Here is a 24,770-nt window from a genome sequence, read left to right as displayed (position 1 = left end):
AGGGCATGGCCAAGGAGGCACAGTCATGACGGACTGCACCGAGCGGCACCTGGCCGCGAATGACAACGGCCTCACAGGCAAGGGCCGGGAGGGCATGGCCAAGGAGGCACAGTCATGACGGACTGCACCGAGCGGCACCTGGCCGCGAATGACAACGGCCTCACAGGCAAGGGCCGGGAGGGCATGACCATGGAGGCACAGTCATGACGGACTGCACCGAGCGGCACCTGGCCGCGAATGACGACGGCCTCACAGGCGAGGGCCGGGAGGGCATGACCATGGAGGCACAGTCGTGACCGATCCGCAGGAGACCGTGGAGACCCGCGGCGACGATCGAGTCGACCTGCTGGCCAAGGACACCAGCGGCGACGGCCGTCCGGACGTGTGGGTTGCGGACACCGATGGCAACGGCAAGCCGGACCTGTACCAGTTCGACACCGACGGGGACGGCAAGGTCGACGTGACGATGGTCGACCTCGACGAGGACGGCACCCCGGACACGATCGTCGACGGGGACGGTGGCCTGCCGCCGGCCTGACACGGTCAACTCCCCAGAGCGGACAGCGCCACCCACAGCACCGCGATGGCCACCGCCGCGGTCCCTACCGTCGATGCGGTGTGCCGCCAGGACCGTGCCCCCTCGATCGCTTCCGGGTGCCCGAGAGCGACGAGGGCGGCGCGGTGCCCGCGCACCTCCGCGGCCTCCCGTTCGGCCGGTTTGTCCGGGTCGCGGCTCAGTTCCACGGCGAGGGCGGCCTGGGCGCGCTGCAAGCGGCGTACCCCTGATCTGGCTTTTCGGCCCGCGCAGGCCGCGGCGTGCCGCCGGGCCGCGCCCCGCCGGGAGCCGGAGCCGAGCACCCGCAACTCGCCCTCGGTGATCAGCTCCGGGTCGCGGACGGTGGCCAGCACGCCCACGTAGTAGGCGGCCTCCCGGTCGTGCGCGCGGCGCACCAGGAAGAGGACCAGCAGCAGCGGCGGCAGCCCTTTGAAGACGAGCACCGCGAGCAGGGCGACCGCGCCGTCGCCGAGGCTCTCCCGGAACAGCGGCGAGTTCCACAGCGAGTGCGACGCCCAGGCCCCGAAGAGGGCGCACGCGGCGACCGCGATCCGGCGCCGGCGGCTGCGGTCCCGGTGCACCACCAGATATCCGATGCCGGCCCCGGCCAGTGCGCCGAACAGGGTGTGGCTCCAGACCCCGGCGAGGAATCCGCGGACCAGGAACGTGGTGATCACCGGTTGCACCTGGTCGCCTTCGCCGGCCTGCTGCACCGCGCCGATCGCGAAGACCACGTCCTCGACGATCTGGAAGCCGAGCCCGACCAGGGCGCCGTAGACGATGCCGTCGAGCACACTGTTGACCTGGGCCCGGGCGATCAGCACGATCGCCACCACACCGCCTGTCTTGGCGATCTCCTCCACCGTCGGCCCGGCCAGGGCGGCGCCCCATTCGGCGGCCAGCTCGGGTGAGCCGAGTTTGGCGATCAGGTTGTCCAGGGCGGTGCTGCCCGGGATCGACACACTGGTCGCGACCAGGCCGCCCCAGGCGAAGGCGAGCACGCGCAGGCTGGGCGGCTCGCGTTCCAGGAAGTCCAGTTCCGAGACGAAGAGCCAGAACGGTACGGCGAGGAGCGCGAAGAGCAGGATCGCGGTTCCCGTGGCGATCGGGTACGCCTGGAAGAAGAGGACGGCGATCTGTGACACGCGGACGGCCCCGACCGCCAGGATCGTGACGACCACCCAGAAGGCGGGCTGCCGGAGGAGCGCGGCCGACCGGGTGGCGCCGGGACGAACCGCCTCGCTCATGTCGGCGTCTCCGCTGCTCTCCGGCGTTGCCACGGGAGGCTCACCGAGCTGGACGATCCGCTCGCGTGATCGCTCATCGGTGGTTCTCGTGTCGCAGCGTCCGGGTGCTGGCGTCGATCCGCGGCAGGACCTGCTCCAGGCCGGCGTCGTCTCCGCTGACCATGACCTCGATGATGAGCCCGCCGGCGACGAAGACCGCGTACCGCCCGTCCCGGTCGCCGGCGGTGTATCCGCCTTCGACCCCGGCGAGCCCGCCGGCGGTGGAGACCGCGAGCTGGGTTCCGGTGACCTGGTTGCCGGAGGTGCCGGCGATGCGCTGCCGCAGGCGGACGGCCGCGGCGGTCAGGTCTCCGTCGAAGGGTTCGACGCCGATCGCGTACCGCACGTGGCCGAGACGGAACAGCGCGGTTCCGCGTTCGTCGCCCGGCCGGGTGCCGGTGACGTCGAGGCTCGCCCCGTCCGGCGGCACGATCGTCACTCCCGCGGCCACCCGGTAGGGCTCACCGGCCGCGACGGATCGGTCTGCCGGAACGGCCCGGTCCAGGGCGGGGAGACCGAAGGCGAGAACGGCCAGGATCGATGCCAGCGCCAGGGCGGCGGGAAGTCCCAGGGTGGCGGGCAGATCGGTGAGTTGACGCCGAGTGACCCTCCCCATCCGTCCAAGCTAACGGCGGTAACCCGCCGCTGTCCGGAGAACCGATGGCCGGACACTGTGGATGGTCGATCAACCTGGGAGATTACGGATTTGTCCGTTTTTCCGAAAGATGCTGGGCCGGCACGGTCGTGGTAAGCCATACCCCGTTGTCACTGCGGTGGAACACATGCCCCTCCCCCGCCATCACCCCCGCCGCGACGCGGAGAACAACCACGTCCGGCGAGCGCCGCCGACCGACGGTCAAGGCCGTCGGCACATCAACGGACAGGTGTACGTGATGACGGCTCCGTGGCCGCAAGCCATCCCGGAGGATCGGCTCCAGGTTCGCCCGTGGCGTGCCGTGGAACAGCTCGGCGGGCGGGACCGCGGACGGCAGGCCGAGATCCACGGCAACCCGCCGGGAATGCCCCTGGCTGGCCCGGATCCGGTCGGCCCCGTCCGGGCCGGCGGACACGGCGAAGCGTGCCTTGTCGTTGTGCGCGACCACGTGGTCGAGCTCGGCACGGGTGATGCCGAGGGCGGCCAGCAACTCGGCGACCGGAACCCAGCCGTGCGCGTCGAGGGTCAGACCGGCCGTCTCCGGCCGGTGCCGCAGAACCAGGGACAGCCGCCGGCTGAGGCGGACCTGGTCGCGGTCGAGAACCGTCATTCCATCAACTCCATGACCGCAAGGTAGTACGGGCGTTCCCGGTCGTCGACCGATTTCAGTCGCCACGCGGTGCCCTTGAGCAGGCCTTCCAGCTCCTCCACCGAGCAGTTCAGATAGTCGAACCACTCGGTGGCCACCTCCCGGTAGCGCAGCCGCAGCCGCAACTGCCCGCCGAACCGCCCGCGGTCCCGGTTCCTCTCGTGATACGCCACATGCACCGGGTCGGTCGTCCCGTACGGGTCGGCGCCCTGTGCCACGATCCGCGCACCCGGCGCCGCCAGCCGGGCCAGCGCGGCCAGGAACACCGGCGCCCGCTCCCGGCTCTCGATCAGTCCCAGGTTGTTGCCGAGCAGCAGGAACGTGTCGTACCGGACGCTGGCCCGGGAGAACTCATCCACCGTGTTCAGCACGGTGTCGCGCAGCCCTCGTTTCCGGGACACCTCGATCGCGCCCGGGGAGGTGTCCAGCCCGGTGACCGCGATACCCCGCCGCTGGAGCTCGATCGCCGACCGTCCGGCGCCCACCCCGATGTCGAGCACCCGCCCCCGGCAGAAGGTCATCGCCAGGTGGTCGAACGGCCGCCAGTCCCCCGGCCCGCTCAGGTAGTGGTCCGCGAGCGCCCCGTTGATCAGCCCGTCGTCGCGCTCGATCACCTCGATCACCGGTCGCGGGTACCGGCCGCCGGCCAGGGGACGCCGCCCCGCCCCGACATGCACCGCGTACGCGTCCCGGATCATCTCGCCGAAGGCGTCGCCGATCATCGGCTCTGTCATGGTCACTACTCTTGACGCATGGCCGCACTGGAGCAACTCGGGTCGGAGAAGTACGTCCTGCTCACGACGTTTCGACGAGACGGGCGGGCGGTGCCGACCCCGCTGTGGGTGGTGCCCGACGGTTCCGGTCTCGGTTTCTGGACCGTGGCGGGCAGCGGGAAGCTGAAGCGGATCCGCAACAGCGGCCGGGTCACGGTCGCGCCCTGCGACATGCGGGGCAACCCGACCGGCGACCCGATCGAGGCGACCGCGCGGATCGGCGACCACGACGACCGGCTGCGCATCGGCGCCGGCATCAAACGCAAGTACGGCGTCATCGGGCGGCTCACCATGCTCGGCAGCCGGCTGCGGCGCGGCATCGACGGCACGGTCGCGGTCCTGGTCGACTGACTTCGACCGGCTGGGTGTGAGGGCTGTTCAGCGTCGCTGAAACAGTCCTCACAGCCGGCCAGGAAAACGAAGAAGGGGCGATCGCCTTCCCCAGCGTTCGCCCCTTACAACGATTTGCGGTCGACCGAGGTTTGTCCGTGACCTACCTTGAGCTTGTCAAGAGCGGGTGATCGACGGTGGTAAACACCGTCGCGAACAAACCTCGGTGGGTCAGTCGCCCTGACGCTGCGTGGGAATCTGTCCCTGCAGCAGGGCACGAACCTCCGACTCCCGGTAGCGACGGTGGCCACCCAACGTGCGAATTGCGCTGAGCTTGCCAGCCTTCGCCCACCGAGTCACGGTCTTCGGGTCGACACGGAACATCGACGCCACCTCGGCCGGCGTTAGTAGCGGCTCAGGATCGTGCGTACGCGATGCCATCGGTCACTCCTCCACAGGTGCCTAAAAACATCGGCCGGGGTCCCGCCGGCCGGTGCGTCTCTCATGGTCCGGCTAGTCCCCGATGTCCGACATGGGCCGAACGGACGAACGTCCCCAGATAGACGGATGAAGCATGCCCGATTTTTGCGTGTTTTCTACGCCAGATAGTGTCTCGTTTAGTCCGATTATCACGCTTCGCCGGGCAGCGATTACGAAGAGTGCTCGCTTCGGGAGCGCTCCCGCGGACAGGGTTACGTGCCTGTCTGTCCCATTTCCGCAGGTCAATTGGATCGTTCAAGAAGTTGCACGACGCGCCAGCGCGCCACCAACTTCTCGTATGCCTCACTTGCTGACTCAGCGTCACCGGCAGAAAGTGCCGAAAGTCCGGCTGCCACCAGTCCGGGGGAATCGTCCGCCGTCAGGCTGTCCTCCGGGAGAAGGTTGACGAGGCCGCCGTAGTCGAGCTCCACCACCGACCGTGGATGGAACTCCTCCAGCCAGCGGGTGCCCTCCTCGACGGCCTCGGTGATCGGCGCGTCGCCGAGTGACTTGCGCAGCACCGAGACCGCCCGGTGGGCACGGCGTCGCGCCTTCGAGATCTCGGTCCGGTAGCGCAACACCCGCCGCCGGCTGGCCAGCGAGATCTCCCGCTCCCCCAGATCGACGAAGGCGAACCAGCGCAGCGGCACACCCCACGTGGCGGTCTGCTCGTGGACACGGGGCACACCCTGCTCGAGGACCTTGGCGCCACTGCGCCAGTCGTCCACCACCGCCCTCGCCTGGCCGGCCAGCACCGGCGGCACGAAGGCGTCGGCCAGCACGGCGGGCACGCCGTCCCGTGCGTTCAGCGCGGCCTCGGCCACCCGCAACCGCAGATTCCACGGGCAGACCAGCACCGCGCCGTCCCACTCCAGGACGTAGGCCTCGTCGGGCAGGTCGGGCAGGCGGGTCCAGCCGGCCCCGAGCGCCTCCAGCACGGCGCTGCGCTGGCGGGCCGGGCCCTCCACGAGACCCAGATCCCGGCCCTCCCGCGCGTACTCACGCCAGAAGATCTGCCGCTCCCGGTCGAAGGCGGTCAGCGGCTCGTAAACCCGTAAGTACGACGCGAACAGTGACGGCACGGCGCGATCCTTTCACGAAATCGGCCGAGCGGAACTTCCCGCACGGTCGTAATCGCCGCGGCATTCGCGCCACTCGGCCCTACCGCGCAGCCGCGCAGGACCCGCGCGGCAGGGCCTAGGCTCGCGGTGAGGCTCATTCGCGACAAAACCTCGGCGCGGGCAGCGAAGAGGTCGGCACAGGACACCTCCACCGTCGCGGATGCGCTTCATCGTCCGGCTCACCCCGCCGGGAAAGATGGCCCCACGAAGGCCTCGTAAGAGATCAGGAGATCCAACTATGGACGTGTTCGACGCCAGCGGGCACGAACAGGTCGTCTTCTGCCAGGACCGGGAGACCGGCCTGAAGGCGATCATCGGCATCTACTCGACGGCGCTGGGCCCCGCGCTCGGCGGCACCCGTTTCTACCCGTACGAGAACGAGTCGGCCGCCCTCGCCGACGTGCTCCAGCTGTCCCGCGGGATGGCCTACAAGAACGCCATGGCCGGGCTGGACCTGGGCGGCGGCAAGGCGGTCATCTGGGGCGACCCGGCCAAGCTGAAGAGTGAGGCGCTGCTCCGGGCGTACGGCCGGTTCGTCGAGTCGCTGCACGGCCGCTACTACACCGCCTGCGACGTCGGCACCTACGTGCAGGACATGGACGTGGTCGCCCGCGAGACCCGGTACGCGACCGGCCGCAGCGTGGAGCACGGCGGTGCCGGCGACTCCTCGGTGCTCACCGCGTGGGGTGTCTTCCAGGGCATGCGCGCCGCCGCCGAGCACACCTGGGCCACCCCGTCGCTGCGTGGCCGCACGGTCGGTGTCTCCGGTCTCGGCAAGGTCGGCAAGTACCTGGCCGGGCACCTGCTCGAGGACGGCGCCACGGTGGTCGCCACCGATGTCAGCGAGGCCGCCCTGGCCTGGGCCCGCGCCAACCACCCGGAGATCACCCTGGTGCCGGACACCGCCACCCTGATCGCCTCGGACATCGACGTGTACGCCCCGTGCGCCCTGGGCGGCGCGCTGAACGACGACACGGTCCAGGCGCTCCGGGCCCGGGTGGTGTCCGGCGGGGCGAACAACCAGTTGGCTCATCCCGGTGTCAGCAAGCTTCTGGAGGACCGCGGCATCCTCTACACCCCGGACTACGTGGTGAACGCCGGCGGCGTCATCCAGGTGGCCGACGAGATCCAGGGCTTCGACTTCGAGCGGGCCAAGCTGCGGGCCACCGGGATCTTCGAGACCACCCGGCGTCTGCTCCAGCTCGCCGGCGACGAGGGTGTGCCGCCCGCGATCGCCGCCGACCGGCTCGCTGAACGGCGCATGGCGGAGGTCGGCCGCCTCCGCTCGATCTACCTCGGCTGAGGGCTTCGAGGGCCTGCCGCGCGGCGCCGGAAAAGCTCATCCGCGACGCGCGGCAGTGTCACACGCAACCCGAGGTGCCGAACGCGCCGTCGTCCATGTACCGTAAGACCCACGAGAGATGCCTGACGTCATCGGGGACCGCCTTCGGGCTGCCCCGAATTCTGTGCGAGGGGGTCGAGCCATGGGGCGCGGCCGTGCTAAGGCCAAGCAGACGAAGGTGGCCCGGGAGTTGAAGTACCACTCCCCGAACACCGACCTCACCGCCTTGCAGCGCGAATTGGCGGGTGCCCGCCAATCGGACCGTCACTTCGTCGACGACAACGACGAGTTCGTCGACGACGACGAGGACGACGCTGCGGACGACCAGGACACCTGGGAGCAGGACTCCTGGTCGCCGACAAGGCGGCGCTGACCCCGTTTTGCACAGAGCACGCGGACTGACCGCGTGCTTCGGTGTGTCACGTGGTCACGATTCCTACGGTTGACAGTGAAGCCCACGCGGGCTCCTCCCGCGTGGGCTTCGACCGAGTCCCGCTTTCAGCGTGGCCGGTTGTTCCAGTTGTAGAACGTAGGAATGTTCTCGAAGTGGTTCCAGGCGCAGACCGCCGAGCCGCCGTCCTGCGGTGACTCCTCGGCGCGCTGCCTCCGGGCCGCTTCCGCCTCCGCGATGAGCGCGGCCAGTCCGGCCCGGGTGTCGTGCACTCGTGCCGTCAGGGGATCCGTCTCCACGCCGTCAGACAGCCGTGGCTTCGTGATCTCGGGCATGGTCCAGCACTCCCTCCAATAGGCGAATCTTGCTGTTCCGGCAGTGGTTGGTCTCGGTGACGTCGAACCTGCCGTGTTCGAAGTACCGGTTGGCGGCATGCGCGCCACCGCAGAAGCCGAAGTACGGGCAGGCGCTGCGGCACCCCTCGACACCACGGAGGAACTCGCGGATCCAGGGCGTCCCGGTCGCGTCGGCCAGGATCTCGGGCAGCGGGGTGGTGAGAACGTTGCCGCTGGTGAAGTCGCCGTAGCGCGGGTCGTGGAAGCCGGCCAGCTCCGGTGAGAGCAGGATCACCGACCCGTCGTGGGCGATCGTGGGAATCGGGTCTATCCGGCGTGGGAGCAACTCGTCGGCGTTGCCGTCCAGGACCGCGGAGGCGTACCGCAGGGACCACTCGATCTCACGCAGGTGGATCCGGGGGTCACGGCGCCAGGCGCTGACCAGCTCCGCCCAGAAGGCGCTCACCTCGGCCGGGTCGTGCCGGTTGAGCCGGGTGTTGACGCCCTCCAGCTCCTCCACGTTGATGCCGAGCACCTCGCAGCCCAGGCCGAGAAAATACTCGTACAGCTCGGTGGCCACGCCGGGGCTGGGGTCGCCGACCACGCACAGGGTGGAGAACGGGATGCCGTGCGCGCGCAGCCGCTCGATGCCGCGGACGATCAGGCGGTAGGCGGGTTTTCCGGCCCGGTCCACCCGTTCACCGTTCCGCTCGCGTGGCCCGTCCACACTGACGCTGACCCGGACGCCGTGCTGGGCGAAGAACTCACACCAGTCATCGTTGATCAGCGTCGCGTTCGTCTGGATGTGATGCTCGACACCCGCGCCGAACGGCGCGAAGAGCGCGGCCAGGTGCGCACGGCCCGCGGCGAGCGGCTCACCCCCGTGCCACACGACCGAGAATCTTCCGGTACGTGTGAAGCCGGCGACACCGGACGCCACCGCCTCGGCCACCTCGACCGGCATCTTCCGATTGTCCCGGCGAAACGGCAGATAGCAGTAGTCACACGCGAGATTGCAGAGCGTAGTGGGCTGCATGACGACGTAATCAGGAACCGCCGAGATGCCCCGCATCCCGCTCCACGCCACCGCCATGGTCATGTACCTTCCCGTCCGGCCCCACCAGGCATGGATAAGGAAACCGGCAACGACCGGAACCCCATGCACCACCTCACCCAGGGGAAACCTTGAGCCAGTGACCCGTACGGCGCCAGCCGCCCGGGTCGGACCGTGCGGCGCCAGCCGCCCGGTCAGGTTGCGCCCCGCGATCCACAGGGAAACGCGAAAGATCCGCATGTGCCGGACATCGACACACGCGGATCATTTCACGTTCGGACTATTGCCAACCAGAAGCACTTTCCGGTCAGCCGCGGGTGTACGAACTCATCATCTGCACCTCGCCGGTGCCCTCGACGACCTCACCCACCTGCCACGCCTCGACGCCACGGCCGGTGAGGTACGCCATCGCACGGTCCGCGTCGTCGGAGGAGACGATCGCGAACATGCCGACACCCATGTTGAAGGTGGACTCCATCTCCGTGTCCTCGATCCGGCCCTTGGCCTGGATCAGGTCGAAGATCGGCTGCGGGCGCCAGGTCGACCGGTCCACCACGGCGTCCATGGTGTCGGGGAGGATCCGGTTCAGGTTGCCGGGGATGCCGCCACCGGTGACGTGCGAGAACGCCCGGACCTCGGTCTCCTCGATGAGGCCGAGGCAATCCTTGGCGTAGATCTTGGTGGGGGTGAGGAGTTCCTCACCGAGGGTGCGCTGGGTGCCGAAATCGTCGACCACGGTGTCCAGCCGCATCCGGCCGGCGCCGAGCAGCACGTGCCGGACCAGGGAGTAGCCGTTGGAGTGCAGACCCGACGAGCGCATCGCGATGACCGCATCGCCCAGCTCGACCCGGTCCCGGCCGAGGATCTCGCTCTCCTCGACCACGCCGACACCGGTCGCGGAGACGTCGTACTCGTCCGGGCGCAGCACGCCCGGGTGCTCGGCGGTCTCGCCGCCCAGCAGGGCACAGCCCGCGTACCGGCAGCCGTCGGCGATGCCGGCACCGATCTCGGCGACCTTGTCCGGGACGACCTCGCCACAGGCGATGTAGTCGAGCAGGAACAGCGGCTCGGCGCCGCAGGCCACCAGGTCGTCGACGACCATGGCGACCAGGTCGATGCCGATGGTGTCGTGGATGTCGAGCTGCTGGGCGATGACCAGCTTGGTGCCCACACCGTCGGTGGAGGAGGCCAGGATCGGGCTCTTGTACTTCGCCGTGTTCAGCCGGAACAGGCCGGAGAACCCACCCAGGTCACCGATCACCTCAGGCCGGGAGGTCTTCTTCACCTTCGACTTGAGCAGCTCGACGGCCCGGTCACCGGCGTGGATGGAGACACCCGCTTCCGCGTACGTGGCAGGGCGCTTGCGCGCGCCCCGGCCGGAGCCGGCCGTCCACAGCTGACGGTCGCCTCCCTCGGCGCCGTTGGATCCGGCACTGCTGCGCTCGGACACGTGCGTCACGGTTCTCCCCTTAGCGGTTCTGTGAAACTGGAAGTCACGGGTGGTGCAGCGCGTTCGCGCCGCCGGGGCTGGCGACCAGCGGCACCGATGCCGACGGGTCGTCGCTCGCGTACTCGCGGGCCTCGTAGTCGGACTCGAGGTCGGCGACCGCGGCCGTGGCAGCCTCCTCGGAGGCGCCCGGCATGGTGGCCCGCCGGCCGACACCCTCCAGGACGTGCTTGCCGATCAGGTCGCCGGCCGGCAGCTCGATCGGGTACTCCCCGTCGAAGCAGGCCATGCAGAGCCGGGACTTCGGCTGCTCGGTCGCCTGGACCAGGTTGTCCAGCGAGACGTAGCCGAGGCTGTCGGCGCCGATCGAGCGGCGGATCCCGTCGAGCTCCAGACCGTTGGCGATCAGCTCGGCCCGGGTGGCGAAGTCGATGCCGTAGAAGCAGGGCCATTTCACCGGCGGCGACGAGATCCGGACGTGGATCTCCAGCGCGCCGGCCTCACGCAGCATGCGGATCTGAGCGCGCTGGGTGTTGCCGCGCACGATCGAGTCGTCGATCACGACGAGCCGCTTGCCGCGGACCACCTCGCGCAGCGGGTTCAGCTTCAGCCGGATGCCGAGCTGCCGGATGGTCTGCGACGGCTGGATGAAGGTACGGCCGACATACGCGTTCTTCATGAAGCCGGCGCTGTACGGGATACCGGAGGCCTCCGCGTAACCGATCGCGGCGGGGATGCCGGACTCGGGCACGCCGATCACCAGGTCCGCCTCGACCGGGTGCTCCCTGGCCAGCTTGCGCCCGACCTCGACGCGGGCGGAGTAGATGTTGCGCCCGGCGATCGTGGTGTCCGGGCGGGCCAGATACACGTACTCGAAGAGGCAGCCCTTGGGTTCGGGAGCGGCGAACCGGCTGGACCGCAGGCCGTGCTCGTCGATCGCGATGATCTCGCCCGGCTCGACCTCGCGGACGAAGTTGGCGCCGGTGATGTCCAGCGCGGCGGTCTCGCTGGCGACCACCCAGCCCCGCTCCATCCGGCCCAGCACCAGCGGGCGGACGCCTTGCGCGTCGCGAGCCGCATACAGCGTGTGCTCGTCCATGAAGACGAAGCTGAAGGCGCCCCGCAGTGTCGGGAGGAGCTCGAGGGCGGCGGCCTCGACCGAGAGGTCGGGGCGGCCGGCGAGCAGGGTGGTGACCAGGGCGGTGTCGGAGGTGGCGTCGCCCACCTCGAGGCCGCGGTCAGCGACCTCCTTGGCCAGCTCGGCGGTGTTGACCAGGTTGCCGTTGTGGGCCAGCGCGATCGTCGTGCCGGCCGGGGTGGCCCGGATGGTGGGCTGTGCGTTCTCCCAGTTGGAGCCGCCGGTCGTGGAGTAGCGCGCGTGCCCGATCGCGAGGTGGCCGCGCAGACTTGCCAGGGTGGGCTCGTCGAAGACCTGGGAGACCAGGCCGATGTCCTTGTAGACGACCACGCCGGAACCGTCGCTCACCGCGATGCCGGCTGCCTCCTGACCGCGGTGCTGAAGTGCGTAGAGCCCGAAGTAGGTGAGTTTGGCGACCTCTTCCTCGGGGGCCCAGACGCCGAAGACGCCGCAGGCATCCTGGGGGCCGCGCTCCTGGGGGTCGAGATCGTCGGTCAATCGGCCGTCGCCTCGGGGCACCTGCTCGCTCCCTCATGTCAGGGTCTGCACGGACCGCGAACTCGCTGGTCCGTCCGACCGCCCAGTGTACGCGAGCCCGCGGGAAGGCCACCTGGGCTCATCGGCCGGTGAGTGGCAGGTACTCGCTCAGATCGGTCCGGACTCCGCTCGCCCGGAGGCGGCCGTCGGCGACCGCGGCAGCCCAGTCGAGACGCCCGGAGGCGAGGAGCAACCAGGTCGCCGGATCCGTTTCGACCACATTGGGCGGCGTCCCGCGAGTGTGCCGCGGACCGGCAACGCACTGAATCGCACCGAAAGGCGGAATTCTCACCTCCACCGAACGGCCAGGCGCCAGGCGGGACAACTCGGTCAGCAGTGCTCGTACCGCGTCACGGAGCACTACGCGGTCGGGTTCGACACCCCGGTCCAGCGCGTCCAACGCTTCGGCAACCGACTCGGAATTATTGTGCGCAGGTGACATGTCGGGACAATACGACCCGGTCTGCCGACAACGGCACACCGCCCTGGGTCGCGCGAGTGACGTATGACAAGGCATAGTTGCCGACGGTGTACACGTCGCGGGATCTCACCGGGCACCCGAAACCGGGAACCGCGCGACCGGAAGGCGGTGGACGTGACAACGCACCTTCGAGCCCGGACGGCCCAGGCCGGTGCGTTCCTGGCGCTGGTCACCGGTGTAGTGGCCGGCGTTCAAACGGCTGCCCTGGCTGACCCCCCGTCCATCCAGATCCAGCTCTCGGCTACCGAGGCTGACTCTGGAAGTACTGTAACCATGCAGTACACCGTTAGTAACCCCGGGGGCCAGGGACAACAGGGCGACAATCGCGCCAGCATCAAGGTCAGTGGGATGAGTTGCTCCGGTGACTGCAGCCCACTTCAGGCGATTCAGGACTCCGCGTCCTTCAACGCGACCCTCACCGCGCCGACCGTGAGCGCCGGGCAGTCCCGGTCCGTGACGGTCACCGTGACCGCGACGCTGAACGGCGAGACCAACAGCTCCTCCGAGACGATCACCGTCAACGGACCGGCCGCGCCGACCACCGTCCGGCAGGTCAGCGGGCGCATCAAGGACGACGGCGGCGCCCGGGTCTCCGGTGTGCAGGTCGCCATCCAGGACAGCGCCGGTCATTCGTACAGCACCACCACGAACGGACAGGGCACCTACTTCTTCACCTCGTCGGACTCCAAGCCGATCGCGGCCGGCTCGATCACGGTCGGTGCGGCCAAGGACGGCTACGAAGCCACCACCGTGCGGGTGGAGGGCTCCGCGGGCCGGACCGTCAACGTGCCACTGACCATCAAGAAGGTCGCCGCGGAGAGCCCCTCCCCGACCCCGTCGGCGAGCACGTCGGCCAGCGCCACGCCGGAGGAGGACGTCACCGAGGAGGAGACCACCGAGAGCGCGGCACCGCTGGCCGATCAGGGCCTGGACAACACCTCCAACACCACGGACGACGGTGGCAGCAACTGGCTGCTCATCATCATGGGCGTCCTGCTCGTGGCCGCCGGCATCGGCGCCATGGTGCTGGTCTGGATGCGGCGCAGGAACTCCGGCGACGACCTCGACTCGGACACCGGCCTCGGCAAGGCCCTCCCGGCGGCCGGTGGTGGCTTCGACGCCACCCGGGTGGCCGCACCGGTCGGCGGCGGCCGCACCGGTGACGCCACGATGATCGCTCCGGCGGGCGGCATGGGCGCTTCACGGAGCGACAGCCTGGCCGACGCGCCCACGATGATCCACCGGCCCACCGAGGACGAGTTCCCCGACCCGTACGGCGCTCCGATGCCTCCCGCGGGCAGCTTCAACGGCAGCGGCGGCGGCCAGTGGGGCGGCGGCGACCAGGGCGGCGCCTACGGTGGCGCCACGCAGACCTACGGGCAACAGCAGGGCGCCGGCTACGGCGCAGCAGGCGCGCCAGGCTCGGGCGCCGGCTACGGCGCAGCAGGCGTGCCGGGCTCGGGCGCCGGCTACGGCGCAGCAGGCGTGCCGGGCTCGGGCGCCGGCTACGGCCCGGCTGGCGCGGCTGGCGTGGGTGCCGGCTACGGCCCGGCAGGTGCGGCTGGCGCGGATGCGGGCTACGGCGCGGCAGGTGCCGGCTACGGGGCGGCAGGCGCGGGCGGCTACGCCGACCCGGGTCAGCAGCGGTACGACGAGCACACCAACCTGTACCAGCCCGAGCAGCCGCAGCGGTATGACGAGCACACCAACCTGTACCAGCCCGAGCCGGGCGGATACCCGCAGCAGGCCGGCGGTGGCTACGGCGCGCAGGGTGGCTACGACCAGCAGCCGGGCGGCGCCTACGGCGACCAGGGCGGCTGGGGCGGTCCGGACGCCGGTGGCTACGGCGCGCCGGCCGGCTACGACCAGCAGCAGCCGGGCGGCGCCTACGGCGGTGGATACGACCAGCAGCAGCCGGGCGGATACCCGCCACCCCCGCCGCGGCAGGGCGGTGACTACGGTGCCCCCGGCGGCTACGACGACGCCGGCTACGACCAGCAGCAGCCGGGCGGCGCCTACGGCGGTGGATACGACCAGCAGCAGCCGGGTGGATACGGCGACCAGCGCGGCACGTACGGAAATCCGCGCCCGAACCGTGGTGAGTGGAACGACAACTAGCCGGACCACATGAAGAAAGGCCCCGCGCGGATCGCGCGGGGCCTTTCTCGTGCTTCGCTCAGGCGTTGGCGGGCGGGTCGATCGGCCCGCCCGGCGACTGCGGGCTCAGCTCCAGCGTGACCGAGCGGACCCGGACGGGCGCCGCCTCGGGCTCCGGCTCCTCGGCGGCGTCGTTGTGCCGGTTGACCAGCTCGGCGGTCCCGCCGAACAGGTTCCGCAGCGTCGACGACCAGACTTCGCGCAACTCGTCCAGCGGGATGCTGAACTGGCCCTCCACCTGGAGCGCCGGCTGCTCGGAGGTGACGCCGAGCGGGGTGACCGGCACGCCGTGCTCGGCCGCCAGGGCCAGGAACGCCTTGTCGTGCCCGCGCGGAACGGCCACCAGCACGCGGCCCGCCGACTCGCTGAACAGGTGCACGAACGGCGAGTTGCCGTCCTCCGGGAAGGTCACCCTGGCGCCGATCCCGTGCCGCAGCGTGCTCTCCACCAGGACCTGCGCCAGGCCGCCGTCGGAGAGGTCGTGTGCCGCGCTGACCAGCCCGGACCGCGAGGCCTGGGCCATCACCTTGGCGATCGCCTGCTCGGCCGCGAGGTCCACCTTCGGCGGGCGTCCGCCGAGGTGACCGTGCGTCACCCAGGCCCACTCCGAGCCGGAGAGCTCCGCGCGGGTCTGACCGAGCAGGAAGAGCAGGTCGCCGCCGGCCTTGGCGGGCTGCGGGAAGCCCATCGGGATGCGGCGGGACACGTCGTCGAAGACACCCAGCACACCGACCACCGGGGTCGGGTGGATCGCTGCGGCACCGGTCTGGTTGTAGAAGCTGACGTTGCCACCGGTGACCGGGGTGCCCAGCTGCAGACAGCCGTCGGCCAGACCCTTGGTGGCCTCGGCGAACTGCCACATGACGGTCGGGTCCTCGGGGGATCCGAAGTTCAGGCAGTCGGTCACCGCGACCGGCTCGGCGCCGGTGACGGCCACGTTGCGGTACGCCTCGGCGAGGGCGAGCTTGGCGCCCTCGTACGGGTCGAGGCGCGCGAACCGCCCGTTGCCGTCGACGGACAGCGCGACCCCGAGCCCGGTCTCCTCGTCGATCCGCAGCACGCCGGAGTCCTCCGGCTGGGCCAGGATCGTGTTGCCCAGGACGTACCGGTCGTACTGTTCGGTGACCCAGGTCTTGTCGCACAGGTTGGGTGAGCCGGCCATCCGCAGCAGGGTGGCGCGCAGCTCGTCGCCGGTCGACGGGCGGGGCAGCGTCTCGGCGCGGTCGGCCTGGAGCAGCATCACGTCGTTCGGCTCGCGGAACGGCCGGTTGTAGACCGGGCCGTCGTCGGCGAGGGAGCCCGGCGGGACGTCGACGACGACGTGGTCGTTCCACGTGATCAGCAGGCGGCCCGGGGTGCCGTCGGTGGCGGCCGCGGTGACCTCGCCGATGGCGGTGGCCCAGACGCCCCACTTCTCGGCGACCTTGAGTACGGCGTCCAGGTTTTCCGGGGTGACGATGAGGAGCATGCGCTCCTGCGACTCGCTGGCGAGGATCTCGGTCGGCGTCATCGACGGCTCTCGCAGCGGAACCCGCTCGAGCCAGACCCGCATGCCGGTGCCGGCGGCCGCGGCGGTCTCGGTGAGGGCGCAGGTGAGGCCCGCGCCACCGAGGTCCTGGATGCCGCTGACCAGGCCGGCGTCGTACAGCTCGAGGCAGCTCTCGATCAGGAGCTTCTCCATGAAGGGGTCGCCGACCTGCACCGACGGGCGGCGCTGCTCGGCCTCTTCGTCGAAGGTCGCCGAGGCCAGCACGGAGACACCGCCGATGCCGTCCCGGCCGGTACGCGCGCCGAGGAGCACCACGATGTTGCCGGTGCCGGTGGCTTCCTTCTTCTGCAGCCGTTCGACCGGCAGAACCCCGATCGACAGCGCGTTGACCAGCGGGTTGCCCTGGTAGCACGGGTCGAAGACGATCTCGCCGCCGATGTTGGGCAGGCCCAGGCAGTTGCCGTAGCCGCCGATGCCGGCCACCACGCCGGGCAGCACACGGGCGGTGTCGGGGTGGTCGGCGGCACCGAAGCGCAGCGGGTCCATCACGGCGATCGGCCGGGCGCCCATGGCCAGGATGTCGCGGACGATACCGCCGACGCCGGTGGCGGCGCCCTGGTACGGCTCCACGTAACTGGGGTGGTTGTGCGACTCGACCTTGAAGGTGACCGCGATCTTCTCGGAGATCTGCACCACACCGGCGTTCTCGCCGATGCCGGCCAGCATCCGGATGTTCTTCGGTGCCTTCTCGCTGAACTGCTTGAGGTGCACCTTGCTCGACTTGTACGAGCAGTGCTCACTCCACATGATCGAATACATCGCCAGTTCGGAGGCGGTCGGCCTGCGGCCGAGGATCTCCCGGATCTTGGCGTATTCGTCGTCCTTCAGACCCAGCTCACCATAGGGCTGGAGCTCGTCCGGGGACTTCTCCGCCCGTTCGACGGTGTCGGGCTCCGCGGAGCCGGTGGCGAGCACGTCGGTCGCAGCGAAGCCACTCTGCTGCGTCGTCACTGTTGTCCCCCTGCGAGCTGTCCGTCCGTCGCCAGGCTGCGCAGGACGGAGGTGAAGAAGCCGAGGCCGTCGAGCGACGGGCCGGTCAGCGCCTCCACGGCGTGTTCCGGGTGGGGCATGATGCCGACGACGTTGCCGGCCTCGTTGGTGATGCCGGCGATGTCGCGCTGCGAGCCGTTCGGGTTGCCCTTGATGTAGCGGGCGATGACCCGGCCCTCGGCCTCGAGCGCGTCCAGCGTGCGCGTGTCGGCGACGAAGCAGCCTTCGCCGTTCTTCACCGGGATCAGGATCTCCTGGCCTGCGGTGAAACTGTTGGTCCAGGCGGTGTTGGTGGCCTCGACCTGCAGCCACTGGTCGCGGTTGCGGAAGTGCAGGTGCTGGTTCCGGGTCAGCGCGCCGGGCAGCAGGTGCGCCTCGCAGAGGACCTGGAAACCGTTGCAGATGCCGAGCACGGGCAGACCGCCACGTGCCGCATCGATGATCGACTCCATCACCGGAGCGAACCGGGCGATGGCGCCGCAGCGCAGATAGTCGCCGTACGAGAACCCGCCGGGAAGGACCACGGCGTCGACCCCGTGCAGATCCGGGTCGCCGTGCCAGAGACGCACTGCCTCGGCGCCGGCGATCCGGGCGGCGCGGGCGGCGTCCCCGTCGTCAAGTGAACCCGGGAAGGTGACCACACCGATCCGCATGGTCAGGCGACCTCCGCGCCCTCGACGAGGCGAATCTGGAAGTCCTCGATCACCGGGTTGGCGAGCAGCTTGTCGGCGATCTCCCGGGCCCGATCGAGGTCGGCCTCCCCGGTGAAATCGATCTCGATCCGACGACCGATGCGGACAGACGAGACATCGGTGACGCCGAGCCGGGGCAGCGCGTTCGCTACCGCTTGACCCTGCGGGTCCAGGATCTCCGGCTTGAGCATGACGTCGACCACGACGCGAGCCACGGGCACTCCTGACTGATAGGTGTAAGCAGCCCGAAGCCTACCTGGTAGGGCCTGCCGACGGCCTACGGGTCGGTGTCGGCAGGCCGACCCGAGCGTCATTGAGCAGGCAAGGCGTCCCGGGACCGGGGGCATCCCACAGTGATATGTATCAATTGGGCTGAGAGGCCGGCGGCACCGGCGACCTAGGTTTCATCCATCGAGTTCGATTCGATCAACGCGCGTACCTCGTCGACCCGATCCCCAGAAAGGAACCTCGACGTGCGAATTCGCCTGCTCGCCGCCGTCACCGGCGTGATCGCGGCCCTGGTCGCCCCCTCCGCCGCCCAAGCCGCCGACCCGGTCACCCCGTACATCATCGGCGGAGGCACGGTGTCCTCCGCGCCGTGGGCCGCCGCGGTCCTCAGCAACGGCAGCTTCACCTGCTCCGGCACGATCATCTCGGCCAACTACGTGCTCACCGCGCGGCACTGCGTGAGCGGGACGATGTCGGTACGCGTCGGCAGCGTCAACCGCACCTCGGGCGGCGTCACCCGGACCGTCTCGTCCAGCTCCACCCGGTACGACCTCGCCCTGCTGCGCCTGAGCAGCGCGGTGAGCACCACCTACATGCCGCTGTCCAGCGCGTACCCGCCGGTCGGCGCGACGAACAACATCTACGGCTGGGGCATGACCTGCTACTCGGGCTGCTCCGCGTCGACCACCTTGAAGACGGCCACGGTCCGGGTCACCTCGACCAACGCGACCGACTACTACGGTGGCCGGGCCATCGCCAGCACCCGGATCAACGGCAACGCGTGGCGCGGCGACTCCGGCGGCCCGCAGGTCTACAACGGCGCCCAGGTGGGTGTCGCGTCGACCGCGGACGGCACGGCGAACCAGTACTACGGCAGCGTCGCCTACAACCGGGCGTGGATCACCTCGGTGGCCGGCGTCTAGCGACCGGAACGGAGCGGTGGTCCGGGTGCACGGGGCGCCCGGACCACTACTTCGTCAGAGGATGGGCGCGGGAGCGTACCCCGCCGCCTGTGGGTTTCGGGCGACGATCTCGCCGATCCGCGCGGCAACCGCCTGGACCTGCGCGGGCGCCGCGCCCACGAACGCCGCCCGGTCCGCCACCAGCGTGTCGATCTCGGCACGCGACAGCCGCAGGCGCTCGTCGGCCGCGAGCCGGTCGAACAGGTCGTTGACCGCGGCGCCCTTCTCCCGCATGGCCAACGCCACGCCGACCGCGTGCTCCTTGATCACCTCGTGCGCGGCCTCCCGGCCGACGCCCTTGCGCACCGCGGCGACCAGCACCTTCGTGGTGGCCAGGAAGGGCAGGAAGCGGTCCAGCTCGCGGGCGATCACCGCCGGGTACGCGCCGAACTCGTCGAGCACCGTGAGAAACGTCTGGAACAGCCCGTCGGTGGCGAAGAACGCGTCCGGCAGCGCGACCCGGCGCACCACCGAGCAGGAGACGTCACCCTCGTTCCACTGGTCGCCGGCCAGCTCGCCGACCATCGACAGGTAACCGCGGACGATCACGGCGAGGCCGTTGACCCGCTCCGAGGACCGGGTGTTCATCTTGTGCGGCATCGCCGAGGAGCCGACCTGGCCGGGCTTGAAGCCCTCGGTGACCAGCTCCTGGCCGACCATCAGCCGGATCGTGGTGGCCAGCGAGGACGGGCCGGCCACGATCTGGGCCAGCGCGGACACCACGTCGAAGTCGAGCGAACGCGGGTAGACCTGCCCGACGCTGGACAGCACCCGGCGGAAACCGAGGTGCTCGGCGACCTTCTTCTCCAGCTCGGCGGCCTTGCCGACGTCGCCGTCGAAGAGGTCGAGCTGGTCGGCCGCGGTCCCGACCGGGCCCTTGATGCCGCGCAGCGGGTAGCGGCCGATCAGGTCGTCCAGACGCTCGTACGCGATGAGCAGCTCCTCCGCCGCCGAGGCGAACCGCTTGCCCAGCGTGGTCGCCTGCGCCGCGACGTTGTGCGAGCGCCCGGTCAGCACCAGGTCGGAATGCTCGACGGCGAGCGCGGCCAGCCGGGACAGGGCGGCCACCACGCGGTCCCGGATCAGCTCGAGCGACGCCCGGATCTGCAGCTGCTCGACGTTCTCCGTCAGGTCGCGGGAGGTCATCCCCTTGTGGATCTGCTCGAACCCGGCCAGCTCGGAGAACTCCTCGATGCGGGCCTTCACGTCGTGCCGGGTGATCCGCTCGCGGGCGGCGATGGAGGCCAGGTCGACCTGGTCGAGCACTGCCTCGTACGCCTCGACGGCGCCCTCCGGAACGTCGACGCCGAGATCACGCTGGGCTTTGAGGACCGCCAGCCACAGCTTGCGCTCCATCCGGACCTTCTCCTCCGGGGACCAGAGGGTGACGAGGTCGGCGGAGGCGTACCTGGCGGCGAGCACGTTCGGGATGGTCACGGAACCGATTCTTTCATGGTGGGCGGGGCGTCCTTCGGCAACCGGTGACGCAGGGTACGGACATCGCGGCTGAGCAGCATCGCGGCGACGGACAGGAACATCAGCACGGCGCAGCCGATCAGGGTGGGCCGCAGCCCCGCCGCCTCGGCGATCGGGCCGACCGCCACCTCGCCGACCGGCATGGCCAGGAACGAGCCGAGCATGTCGTACGAGTACACCCGCGCCAGTTTGTCGGCCGGCACGTGCTCCTGCATCGTGGTGTCCCAGGCGATGCCGAACTGCTCCAGCCCGATCCCGGCGATGAACCCGGTGACCAGCAGCACCGGCACGGTGGGCCAGACGCCGAGGGCCAGCATCGGCAGTGTGATCAGGCTGCAGCAGAGGCATCCGAAGAGCAGCAGCCGCCGGATCCGCAGCCGGATCGCCACCAGCGCGCCGACGACCATGCCGAAGGTCTGCGCCGCCAGGATCAGGCCCCACGCGGTCCGGCCGAAGGTCTGGTCGGCGACCACCGGGCCCAGCACGTTCGCCGAGCCGGACCACGCCACGTTGCCGGCGCAGGCGCAGGCCACCACGACCCACAGCCATTGCCGGGAGCGGAACTCGGTCCAGCCGCCGCGGAGCTCGGTCAGGATGCCGGGCCGTACCGAGACGGCCCCGGCGGGCAGGCGGAGGAAGGCGAAGCAGAGCGCCGAGACCGCGAAGGTGGCCGCGTCCACGGCGATGCCCCAGCCCGGTCCCACGGCCGCGACCAGCACGCCGCCCAGCGGGGCGCCGGCGATCATCGCGCCGTTGGAGCACATCCGGTTCAGCGCGTTGGCCTGCTGCCGGACGTCCTCCGGGACGGTCTGCGGGACCACCGCCGCGGTGGCCGGCAGGGCCAGGGCGGCCACCACGCCGTTGATCGCGGAGATCCCGACGAGCAGCGGGATCGTCGCCGTGCCGGTGAGCACGAGGGCGGCCACCACGCCCTGGGTGGCGGCCGCGGCCAGGCCGGCGCCGACCAGCACCAGGCCGCGCGGCAGCCGGTCCGCGAGCACTCCGCCGAACAGCAGGAACAGCACGTTGGCCAGGGTGCGGACGCCCACCACGAGACCGAGGTCGCGGACCGAGCCGGTGAGGTCGAGGACGGCGAAGGAAAGAGCGATCGGGGCGATCGCGTTGCCCAGTGCGTTGACGGTCCGGCCGGCGAGCAGCAGCCGGAAGTTGCGATACCGCAGCGGCCCGGTCATTCGGTCACCATCTCGAAGAGGGCGACGGTCGTGCTGGTGCGGATGGTGCCCGGGGTGCGCGGGGGCTGCGCGGCCGCGTGCAGGTCGAGCAGTGCGGCGGTGACGCGGTCCCGGATGTTCTTCCACAGGTCCGGATCGACCCACAGCTCGCCGTCGCCCAGCACGCTGGGGCCGGGCCCGCGGCCCTTCGCCGACCGGCGGATCAGCTCCTGTGCGGCGGCCGGGTAGGGCACCCGGCTCTCCCCGGGGGCGACCGGGCCGCGATCGTTCATGGCGTCGTAGCGGTACCGCTTCGCCACGCCGCCGCGGATCTTCTCCTCGCCGGCCACCACGATCAGCCCGCCGGAGAGCAGGTTGCGCAGGTGGTAGCTGGCGTTGGCGTGGGTGATCCCGAGTTCCCGGGCGATTTCGGCGGCGGTCAGCGAGGCCCCGGTGAGCAGGGACATGATCTGTAGGCGTACCGGATGGGCCAGCGCTCGGAGCGCGGCCGTGCCACCGGGCTCGGCATCTCCCAAAGACATGTTTGGGAGTCTATGGACCGGGTGGGTCGACTGTCCAACAGTTGTTTGAGAGTGGCACACTGCACGGGCGCCCGGCATCCTCGTCAGGGCTACCGGTGGGTAGAGATCATCGAAAGGACTACTGATGACGGATTTCAGCCCCGAGTCGCTCGCCACGATCGGCCCGAAGGAGTTCACTCAGCTGGTCAAGTCCACACCGGACTCGAAGATCGCCGAGGTGATGGCCTCCGACACCCGTACCAAGATCCTGGACGAGGTGTTCAACCGGATGCCCACGCTGTTCCGCCCGGCGAAGGCCGGCGACACCGCGACCGTCCTGCACTGGATCATCACCGGCGGGCCCAACGGGCAGGACATCTACGAAACCGTGATCGAGAACAGGACCTGCACCGTCACCAACGAGCCGGTCCGTCAGCCCAAACTGGCCATGACCATGGACGCGCTCACGTTCCTGAAGACGGTCACCGGCACCGGGAACCCGATGATGCTGTTCATGACCGGCAAGATCAAAGCCAAGGGCGATCTGAACCTGGCCACCAGCATCCCCAAACTGTTCAACATCCCGAAGGGCTGAGCCTCACAGCAGGCCGTGATCCCGGGCGTAGATCGCGGCCTGCGTCCGGTCCCGCAGCCCCAGCCGCGCGAGGATGTGCGAGACGTGGTTCTTGACCGTCCCCTCACTCACGTAGAGCTGCGCGGCGATCTCCCGGTTGGTGGCGCCCCGGGCGATCAGCCGCAGCACCGCGTGCTCCCGGTCGGTCAGATCGGCGCGGGGAGTCGGCACCGGCTCCCCGCGATCCAGCGCCGACACCAGACGGCGCACCACCGCACTGTCGTGCTGATCCACGCCGGAACGCGCCAGGCGTACCGCCCGGGCCAGGTCCCTCGGCGGCAGATCCTTCAACAGGTAACCGCCGGTTCCCGCGCGCAGCGCCCGGATCACGTACTCCTCGTCGTCGAAGGTCGTCAACATCAGCACCCGGCAGGACGGCAACCGCTCACGAAGCAGCTCGGCGGCGCGAAGACCATCCAGAACCGGCATGCGTACGTCCATGAGCACCACGTCCGGAGTCGTCGCCAGCGCCAGCTCCACCGCGGCACGGCCGTCCGCCGCCGTGCCGACCACCTCGATGCCCGGTTCGATGCCGAGCAGTGAGGCGATGCCCTCCCGGATCAGCGCCTGGTCGTCGGCGATCAGAACGCGTACCGGCTCGTCGGGGCCGGTCACCGGGCCGCCGCCGGGAGACTCGCCACGATCCGGGTGCCCTGTCCGGGGCTCGACTCCACCCGTACGCTGCCGCCGAGAACGGCCAGGCGCTCCCGCATCCCGCTGAGCCCACCACCCACGGCGGTGTCCGGGGCGAAACCCTGGCCGTTGTCCTCCACCTCGAGCACCGCGCCGTCGTCGCCGCGCCGGATCACCACCCGGACCAGGTCGGCGCCGGCGTGCCGACGGGCGTTGGTGAGCGCCTCCTGGGCGACCCGGTACAGCGCCTCCGAACCGGCCCGGCCCTGGTCCAGTTCCGCGTCGCCGACATCGAGCACCACCCGGAAGTCCGCGTCGTGCAGCCCTTCGACCAGCGCGAAAAGGGCGGCGGCCAGCGAGAACGGCTCGGCACGGAGGGTGCCGACCGACTCCCGTACCTCGCGCAGTGCCCGTCCCGCCGCCCGGCGCGCGTCCGCGACGGCCCGGTCCGCCACCTGCTGGTCGCGGTCCCGGAACGCCTCGGCCTTGGCCAGCTGGACGCTTATCGCGGTCAGATGGTGGCCGACGCTGTCGTGAATGTCCCGGGCCAGCCGATTGCGCTCGCTCGCCGCGCTCAGCTCGGCCACCCGCTGCTGTGTCGCGGTCAGCTCGGCCACCAGCCGCTCGGCCCGCAGCCGGCTGCGCCGCTGCTCGGCGGCGACGGCCGCGGTCGCCACCACCAGAACCAGCCCGATGAAGAGCATGAACAGGTCGGAGACCACCTCGGGATCGGTACGGCCGCCGGTCACGGTGCTGGCCCGGATGAGCGCAGCGAGCAGATAGATCACGGCAAGCGCGATCCCGGTGGCACGGCCCAGCCAGAGGTACCCGAAGAACGGCACCAGGACGAACAGCGCCCGGGAGAAGCCGGCCGCGTCAGCGGAGTTCACGATCTCCAGCAGCACGATCCGGACCACCAGCAGAGCCATCGCCCAGTTCCGGGTACGGGGCCGCCGCCAGTCGAGTTGCTCGACGGCCAGCAGAGCGATCAGGCCGCCGACGAAGACCGCCAGCTCCGTGCCCGACCAGTCCGGCGCCAGACCCGCGCCGACGTAGTAGAGGCCGGTGAGCATCACCGCCACATAGAGCAGCGAGGCCATCCAGCGCAGCGGAGGAGCGTCCAGAGCCATACCGTCACGCTAGGTGACCCGGGGCATTCACGCCCATGCCCGGCGCTCAGG

Annotated in this window: 26 protein-coding genes; 7 read left to right on the top strand and 19 right to left on the bottom strand. The window is 70.2% G+C overall.

Features of this window, described 5'->3' with window-relative positions; genetic code table 11:
- Positions 1-292 precede the first annotated feature (292 nt).
- Positions 293-538: a hypothetical protein gene (locus AB0I88_RS09595; RefSeq protein ID WP_361020606.1), complete on the top strand. Its 246-nt coding sequence runs from the start codon at positions 293-295 to the stop codon at positions 536-538.
- 5 nt (positions 539-543) lie between these two features.
- Here the strand turns inward: AB0I88_RS09595 and AB0I88_RS09590 are convergent, their stop codons facing one another.
- The 4 genes from AB0I88_RS09590 to AB0I88_RS09575 all read right to left on the bottom strand — a co-directional run bounded on the left by AB0I88_RS09590 (position 544) and on the right by AB0I88_RS09575 (position 3,880).
- Positions 544-1,803, bottom strand: coding sequence for a PrsW family intramembrane metalloprotease (locus AB0I88_RS09590; RefSeq protein WP_361020604.1), 1,260 nt, complete (start codon positions 1,801-1,803; stop codon positions 544-546).
- Between the two features lie 73 nt (positions 1,804-1,876).
- Positions 1,877-2,458, bottom strand: a complete 582-nt coding sequence (locus AB0I88_RS09585; RefSeq protein ID WP_361020602.1) for a hypothetical protein — start codon at positions 2,456-2,458, stop codon at positions 1,877-1,879.
- Between the two features lie 82 nt (positions 2,459-2,540).
- On the bottom strand, positions 2,541-3,107 hold the full coding sequence (locus tag AB0I88_RS09580) for an RNA 2'-phosphotransferase (RefSeq protein ID WP_361020600.1): 567 nt from the start codon (positions 3,105-3,107) through the stop codon (positions 2,541-2,543).
- Positions 3,104-3,880, bottom strand: coding sequence for a methyltransferase domain-containing protein (locus AB0I88_RS09575; protein ID WP_361020598.1), 777 nt, complete (start codon positions 3,878-3,880; stop codon positions 3,104-3,106). Before AB0I88_RS09575 ends, AB0I88_RS09580 begins: the two co-directional genes overlap by 4 nt.
- 18 nt (positions 3,881-3,898) lie before the next feature.
- Between AB0I88_RS09575 and AB0I88_RS09570 the strand changes: the two genes are divergently transcribed.
- Positions 3,899-4,270, top strand: a complete 372-nt coding sequence (locus tag AB0I88_RS09570; protein ID WP_361020596.1) for a PPOX class F420-dependent oxidoreductase — start codon at positions 3,899-3,901, stop codon at positions 4,268-4,270.
- A 210-nt stretch (positions 4,271-4,480) separates the two neighbouring features.
- Here the strand turns inward: AB0I88_RS09570 and AB0I88_RS09565 are convergent, their stop codons facing one another.
- Together AB0I88_RS09565 and AB0I88_RS09560 are read right to left on the bottom strand one after the other, a co-directional pair.
- A complete protein-coding gene (locus AB0I88_RS09565; protein ID WP_014687221.1) occupies positions 4,481-4,690 on the bottom strand; it encodes a BldC family transcriptional regulator in 210 nt (69 codons plus the stop codon).
- A 281-nt stretch (positions 4,691-4,971) separates the two neighbouring features.
- Positions 4,972-5,811 (bottom strand): hypothetical protein, encoded by an 840-nt coding sequence (locus AB0I88_RS09560; protein ID WP_361020594.1) that lies wholly within the window; start codon positions 5,809-5,811, stop codon positions 4,972-4,974.
- A 277-nt stretch (positions 5,812-6,088) separates the two neighbouring features.
- Between AB0I88_RS09560 and AB0I88_RS09555 the strand changes: the two genes are divergently transcribed.
- Positions 6,089-7,153, top strand: a complete 1,065-nt coding sequence (locus AB0I88_RS09555) for a Glu/Leu/Phe/Val dehydrogenase (RefSeq protein WP_361020592.1) — start codon at positions 6,089-6,091, stop codon at positions 7,151-7,153.
- 181 nt (positions 7,154-7,334) lie between these two features.
- Complete coding sequence (locus tag AB0I88_RS09550) at positions 7,335-7,565, top strand: DUF3073 domain-containing protein (protein WP_361020590.1); 231 nt, start codon at positions 7,335-7,337, stop codon at positions 7,563-7,565.
- A gap of 125 nt (positions 7,566-7,690) precedes the next feature.
- Here the strand turns inward: AB0I88_RS09550 and amcA are convergent, their stop codons facing one another.
- The 5 genes from amcA to AB0I88_RS09525 form a co-directional block, all read right to left on the bottom strand.
- Positions 7,691-7,918, bottom strand: coding sequence for a multiple cyclophane-containing RiPP AmcA (amcA, locus tag AB0I88_RS09545; protein WP_361020588.1), 228 nt, complete (start codon positions 7,916-7,918; stop codon positions 7,691-7,693).
- Entirely contained in the window at positions 7,887-8,990 is a 1,104-nt protein-coding gene (gene amcB / locus AB0I88_RS09540) for a cyclophane-forming radical SAM peptide maturase AmcB (RefSeq protein WP_361020671.1), read from the bottom strand. Before amcB ends, amcA begins: the two co-directional genes overlap by 32 nt.
- 289 nt (positions 8,991-9,279) lie before the next feature.
- Entirely contained in the window at positions 9,280-10,431 is a 1,152-nt protein-coding gene (purM, locus tag AB0I88_RS09535) for a phosphoribosylformylglycinamidine cyclo-ligase (RefSeq protein WP_361020586.1), read from the bottom strand.
- Between the two features lie 34 nt (positions 10,432-10,465).
- A complete protein-coding gene (gene purF / locus AB0I88_RS09530; protein WP_361020584.1) occupies positions 10,466-12,076 on the bottom strand; it encodes an amidophosphoribosyltransferase in 1,611 nt (536 codons plus the stop codon).
- Between the two features lie 97 nt (positions 12,077-12,173).
- Positions 12,174-12,536 (bottom strand): sterol carrier family protein, encoded by a 363-nt coding sequence (locus AB0I88_RS09525; RefSeq protein WP_361020582.1) that lies wholly within the window; start codon positions 12,534-12,536, stop codon positions 12,174-12,176.
- Between the two features lie 387 nt (positions 12,537-12,923).
- Between AB0I88_RS09525 and AB0I88_RS09520 the strand changes: the two genes are divergently transcribed.
- Positions 12,924-14,693 carry a carboxypeptidase-like regulatory domain-containing protein gene (locus AB0I88_RS09520; protein WP_361020580.1) on the top strand — a complete coding sequence of 590 codons (1,770 nt, stop codon included), beginning with the start codon at positions 12,924-12,926 and terminating at the stop codon, positions 14,691-14,693.
- A 58-nt stretch (positions 14,694-14,751) separates the two neighbouring features.
- On the opposite strand, the gene purL is transcribed toward AB0I88_RS09520, so the two are convergent.
- Genes purL through purS form a run of 3 tightly spaced genes read right to left on the bottom strand, consistent with a single transcriptional unit; the run spans position 14,752 to position 18,178 of the window.
- Positions 14,752-17,196, bottom strand: coding sequence for a phosphoribosylformylglycinamidine synthase subunit PurL (gene purL / locus AB0I88_RS09515; RefSeq protein WP_361020669.1), 2,445 nt, complete (start codon positions 17,194-17,196; stop codon positions 14,752-14,754).
- Positions 17,197-17,228: 32 nt separating this feature from the next.
- Positions 17,229-17,930 carry a phosphoribosylformylglycinamidine synthase subunit PurQ gene (gene purQ / locus AB0I88_RS09510; RefSeq protein WP_361020667.1) on the bottom strand — a complete coding sequence of 234 codons (702 nt, stop codon included), beginning with the start codon at positions 17,928-17,930 and terminating at the stop codon, positions 17,229-17,231.
- A complete protein-coding gene (gene purS, locus AB0I88_RS09505; RefSeq protein ID WP_361020578.1) occupies positions 17,927-18,178 on the bottom strand; it encodes a phosphoribosylformylglycinamidine synthase subunit PurS in 252 nt (83 codons plus the stop codon). Before purS ends, purQ begins: the two co-directional genes overlap by 4 nt.
- A gap of 258 nt (positions 18,179-18,436) precedes the next feature.
- Here purS and AB0I88_RS09500 point away from each other — a divergent pair, with 258 nt between their 5' ends.
- The gene (locus tag AB0I88_RS09500; protein WP_361020575.1) at positions 18,437-19,114 is read left to right on the top strand and encodes a trypsin-like serine protease; all 678 of its coding nucleotides are present in this window, start codon (positions 18,437-18,439) and stop codon (positions 19,112-19,114) included.
- Between the two features lie 54 nt (positions 19,115-19,168).
- Here the strand turns inward: AB0I88_RS09500 and purB are convergent, their stop codons facing one another.
- Genes purB through AB0I88_RS09485 form a run of 3 tightly spaced genes read right to left on the bottom strand, consistent with a single transcriptional unit; the run spans position 19,169 to position 22,343 of the window.
- Positions 19,169-20,590, bottom strand: a complete 1,422-nt coding sequence (gene purB / locus AB0I88_RS09495; protein WP_361020573.1) for an adenylosuccinate lyase — start codon at positions 20,588-20,590, stop codon at positions 19,169-19,171.
- The gene (locus AB0I88_RS09490) at positions 20,587-21,822 is read right to left on the bottom strand and encodes an MFS transporter (protein WP_361020571.1); all 1,236 of its coding nucleotides are present in this window, start codon (positions 21,820-21,822) and stop codon (positions 20,587-20,589) included. Before AB0I88_RS09490 ends, purB begins: the two co-directional genes overlap by 4 nt.
- Entirely contained in the window at positions 21,819-22,343 is a 525-nt protein-coding gene (locus AB0I88_RS09485; protein WP_361020569.1) for a helix-turn-helix domain-containing protein, read from the bottom strand. The genes AB0I88_RS09490 and AB0I88_RS09485 overlap by 4 nt, the downstream gene beginning before the upstream one ends.
- A 124-nt stretch (positions 22,344-22,467) precedes the next feature.
- Here AB0I88_RS09485 and AB0I88_RS09480 point away from each other — a divergent pair, with 124 nt between their 5' ends.
- Entirely contained in the window at positions 22,468-22,917 is a 450-nt protein-coding gene (locus AB0I88_RS09480) for an SCP2 sterol-binding domain-containing protein (RefSeq protein WP_361020567.1), read from the top strand.
- A gap of 3 nt (positions 22,918-22,920) precedes the next feature.
- Here AB0I88_RS09480 and AB0I88_RS09475 read toward each other — a convergent pair whose 3' ends face one another.
- On the bottom strand, positions 22,921-23,571 hold the full coding sequence (locus tag AB0I88_RS09475; protein WP_361020565.1) for a response regulator transcription factor: 651 nt from the start codon (positions 23,569-23,571) through the stop codon (positions 22,921-22,923).
- Positions 23,568-24,719 carry a sensor histidine kinase gene (locus AB0I88_RS09470; RefSeq protein ID WP_361020563.1) on the bottom strand — a complete coding sequence of 384 codons (1,152 nt, stop codon included), beginning with the start codon at positions 24,717-24,719 and terminating at the stop codon, positions 23,568-23,570. The genes AB0I88_RS09475 and AB0I88_RS09470 overlap by 4 nt, the downstream gene beginning before the upstream one ends.
- Between the last annotated feature and the right edge of the window lie 51 nt (positions 24,720-24,770).

The sequence above is a fragment of the Actinoplanes sp. NPDC049802 genome (assembly GCF_040656595.1).
Taxonomy (GTDB): domain Bacteria; phylum Actinomycetota; class Actinomycetes; order Mycobacteriales; family Micromonosporaceae; genus Actinoplanes.
This window is presented reverse-complemented; position numbering and strand designations above follow the sequence as displayed.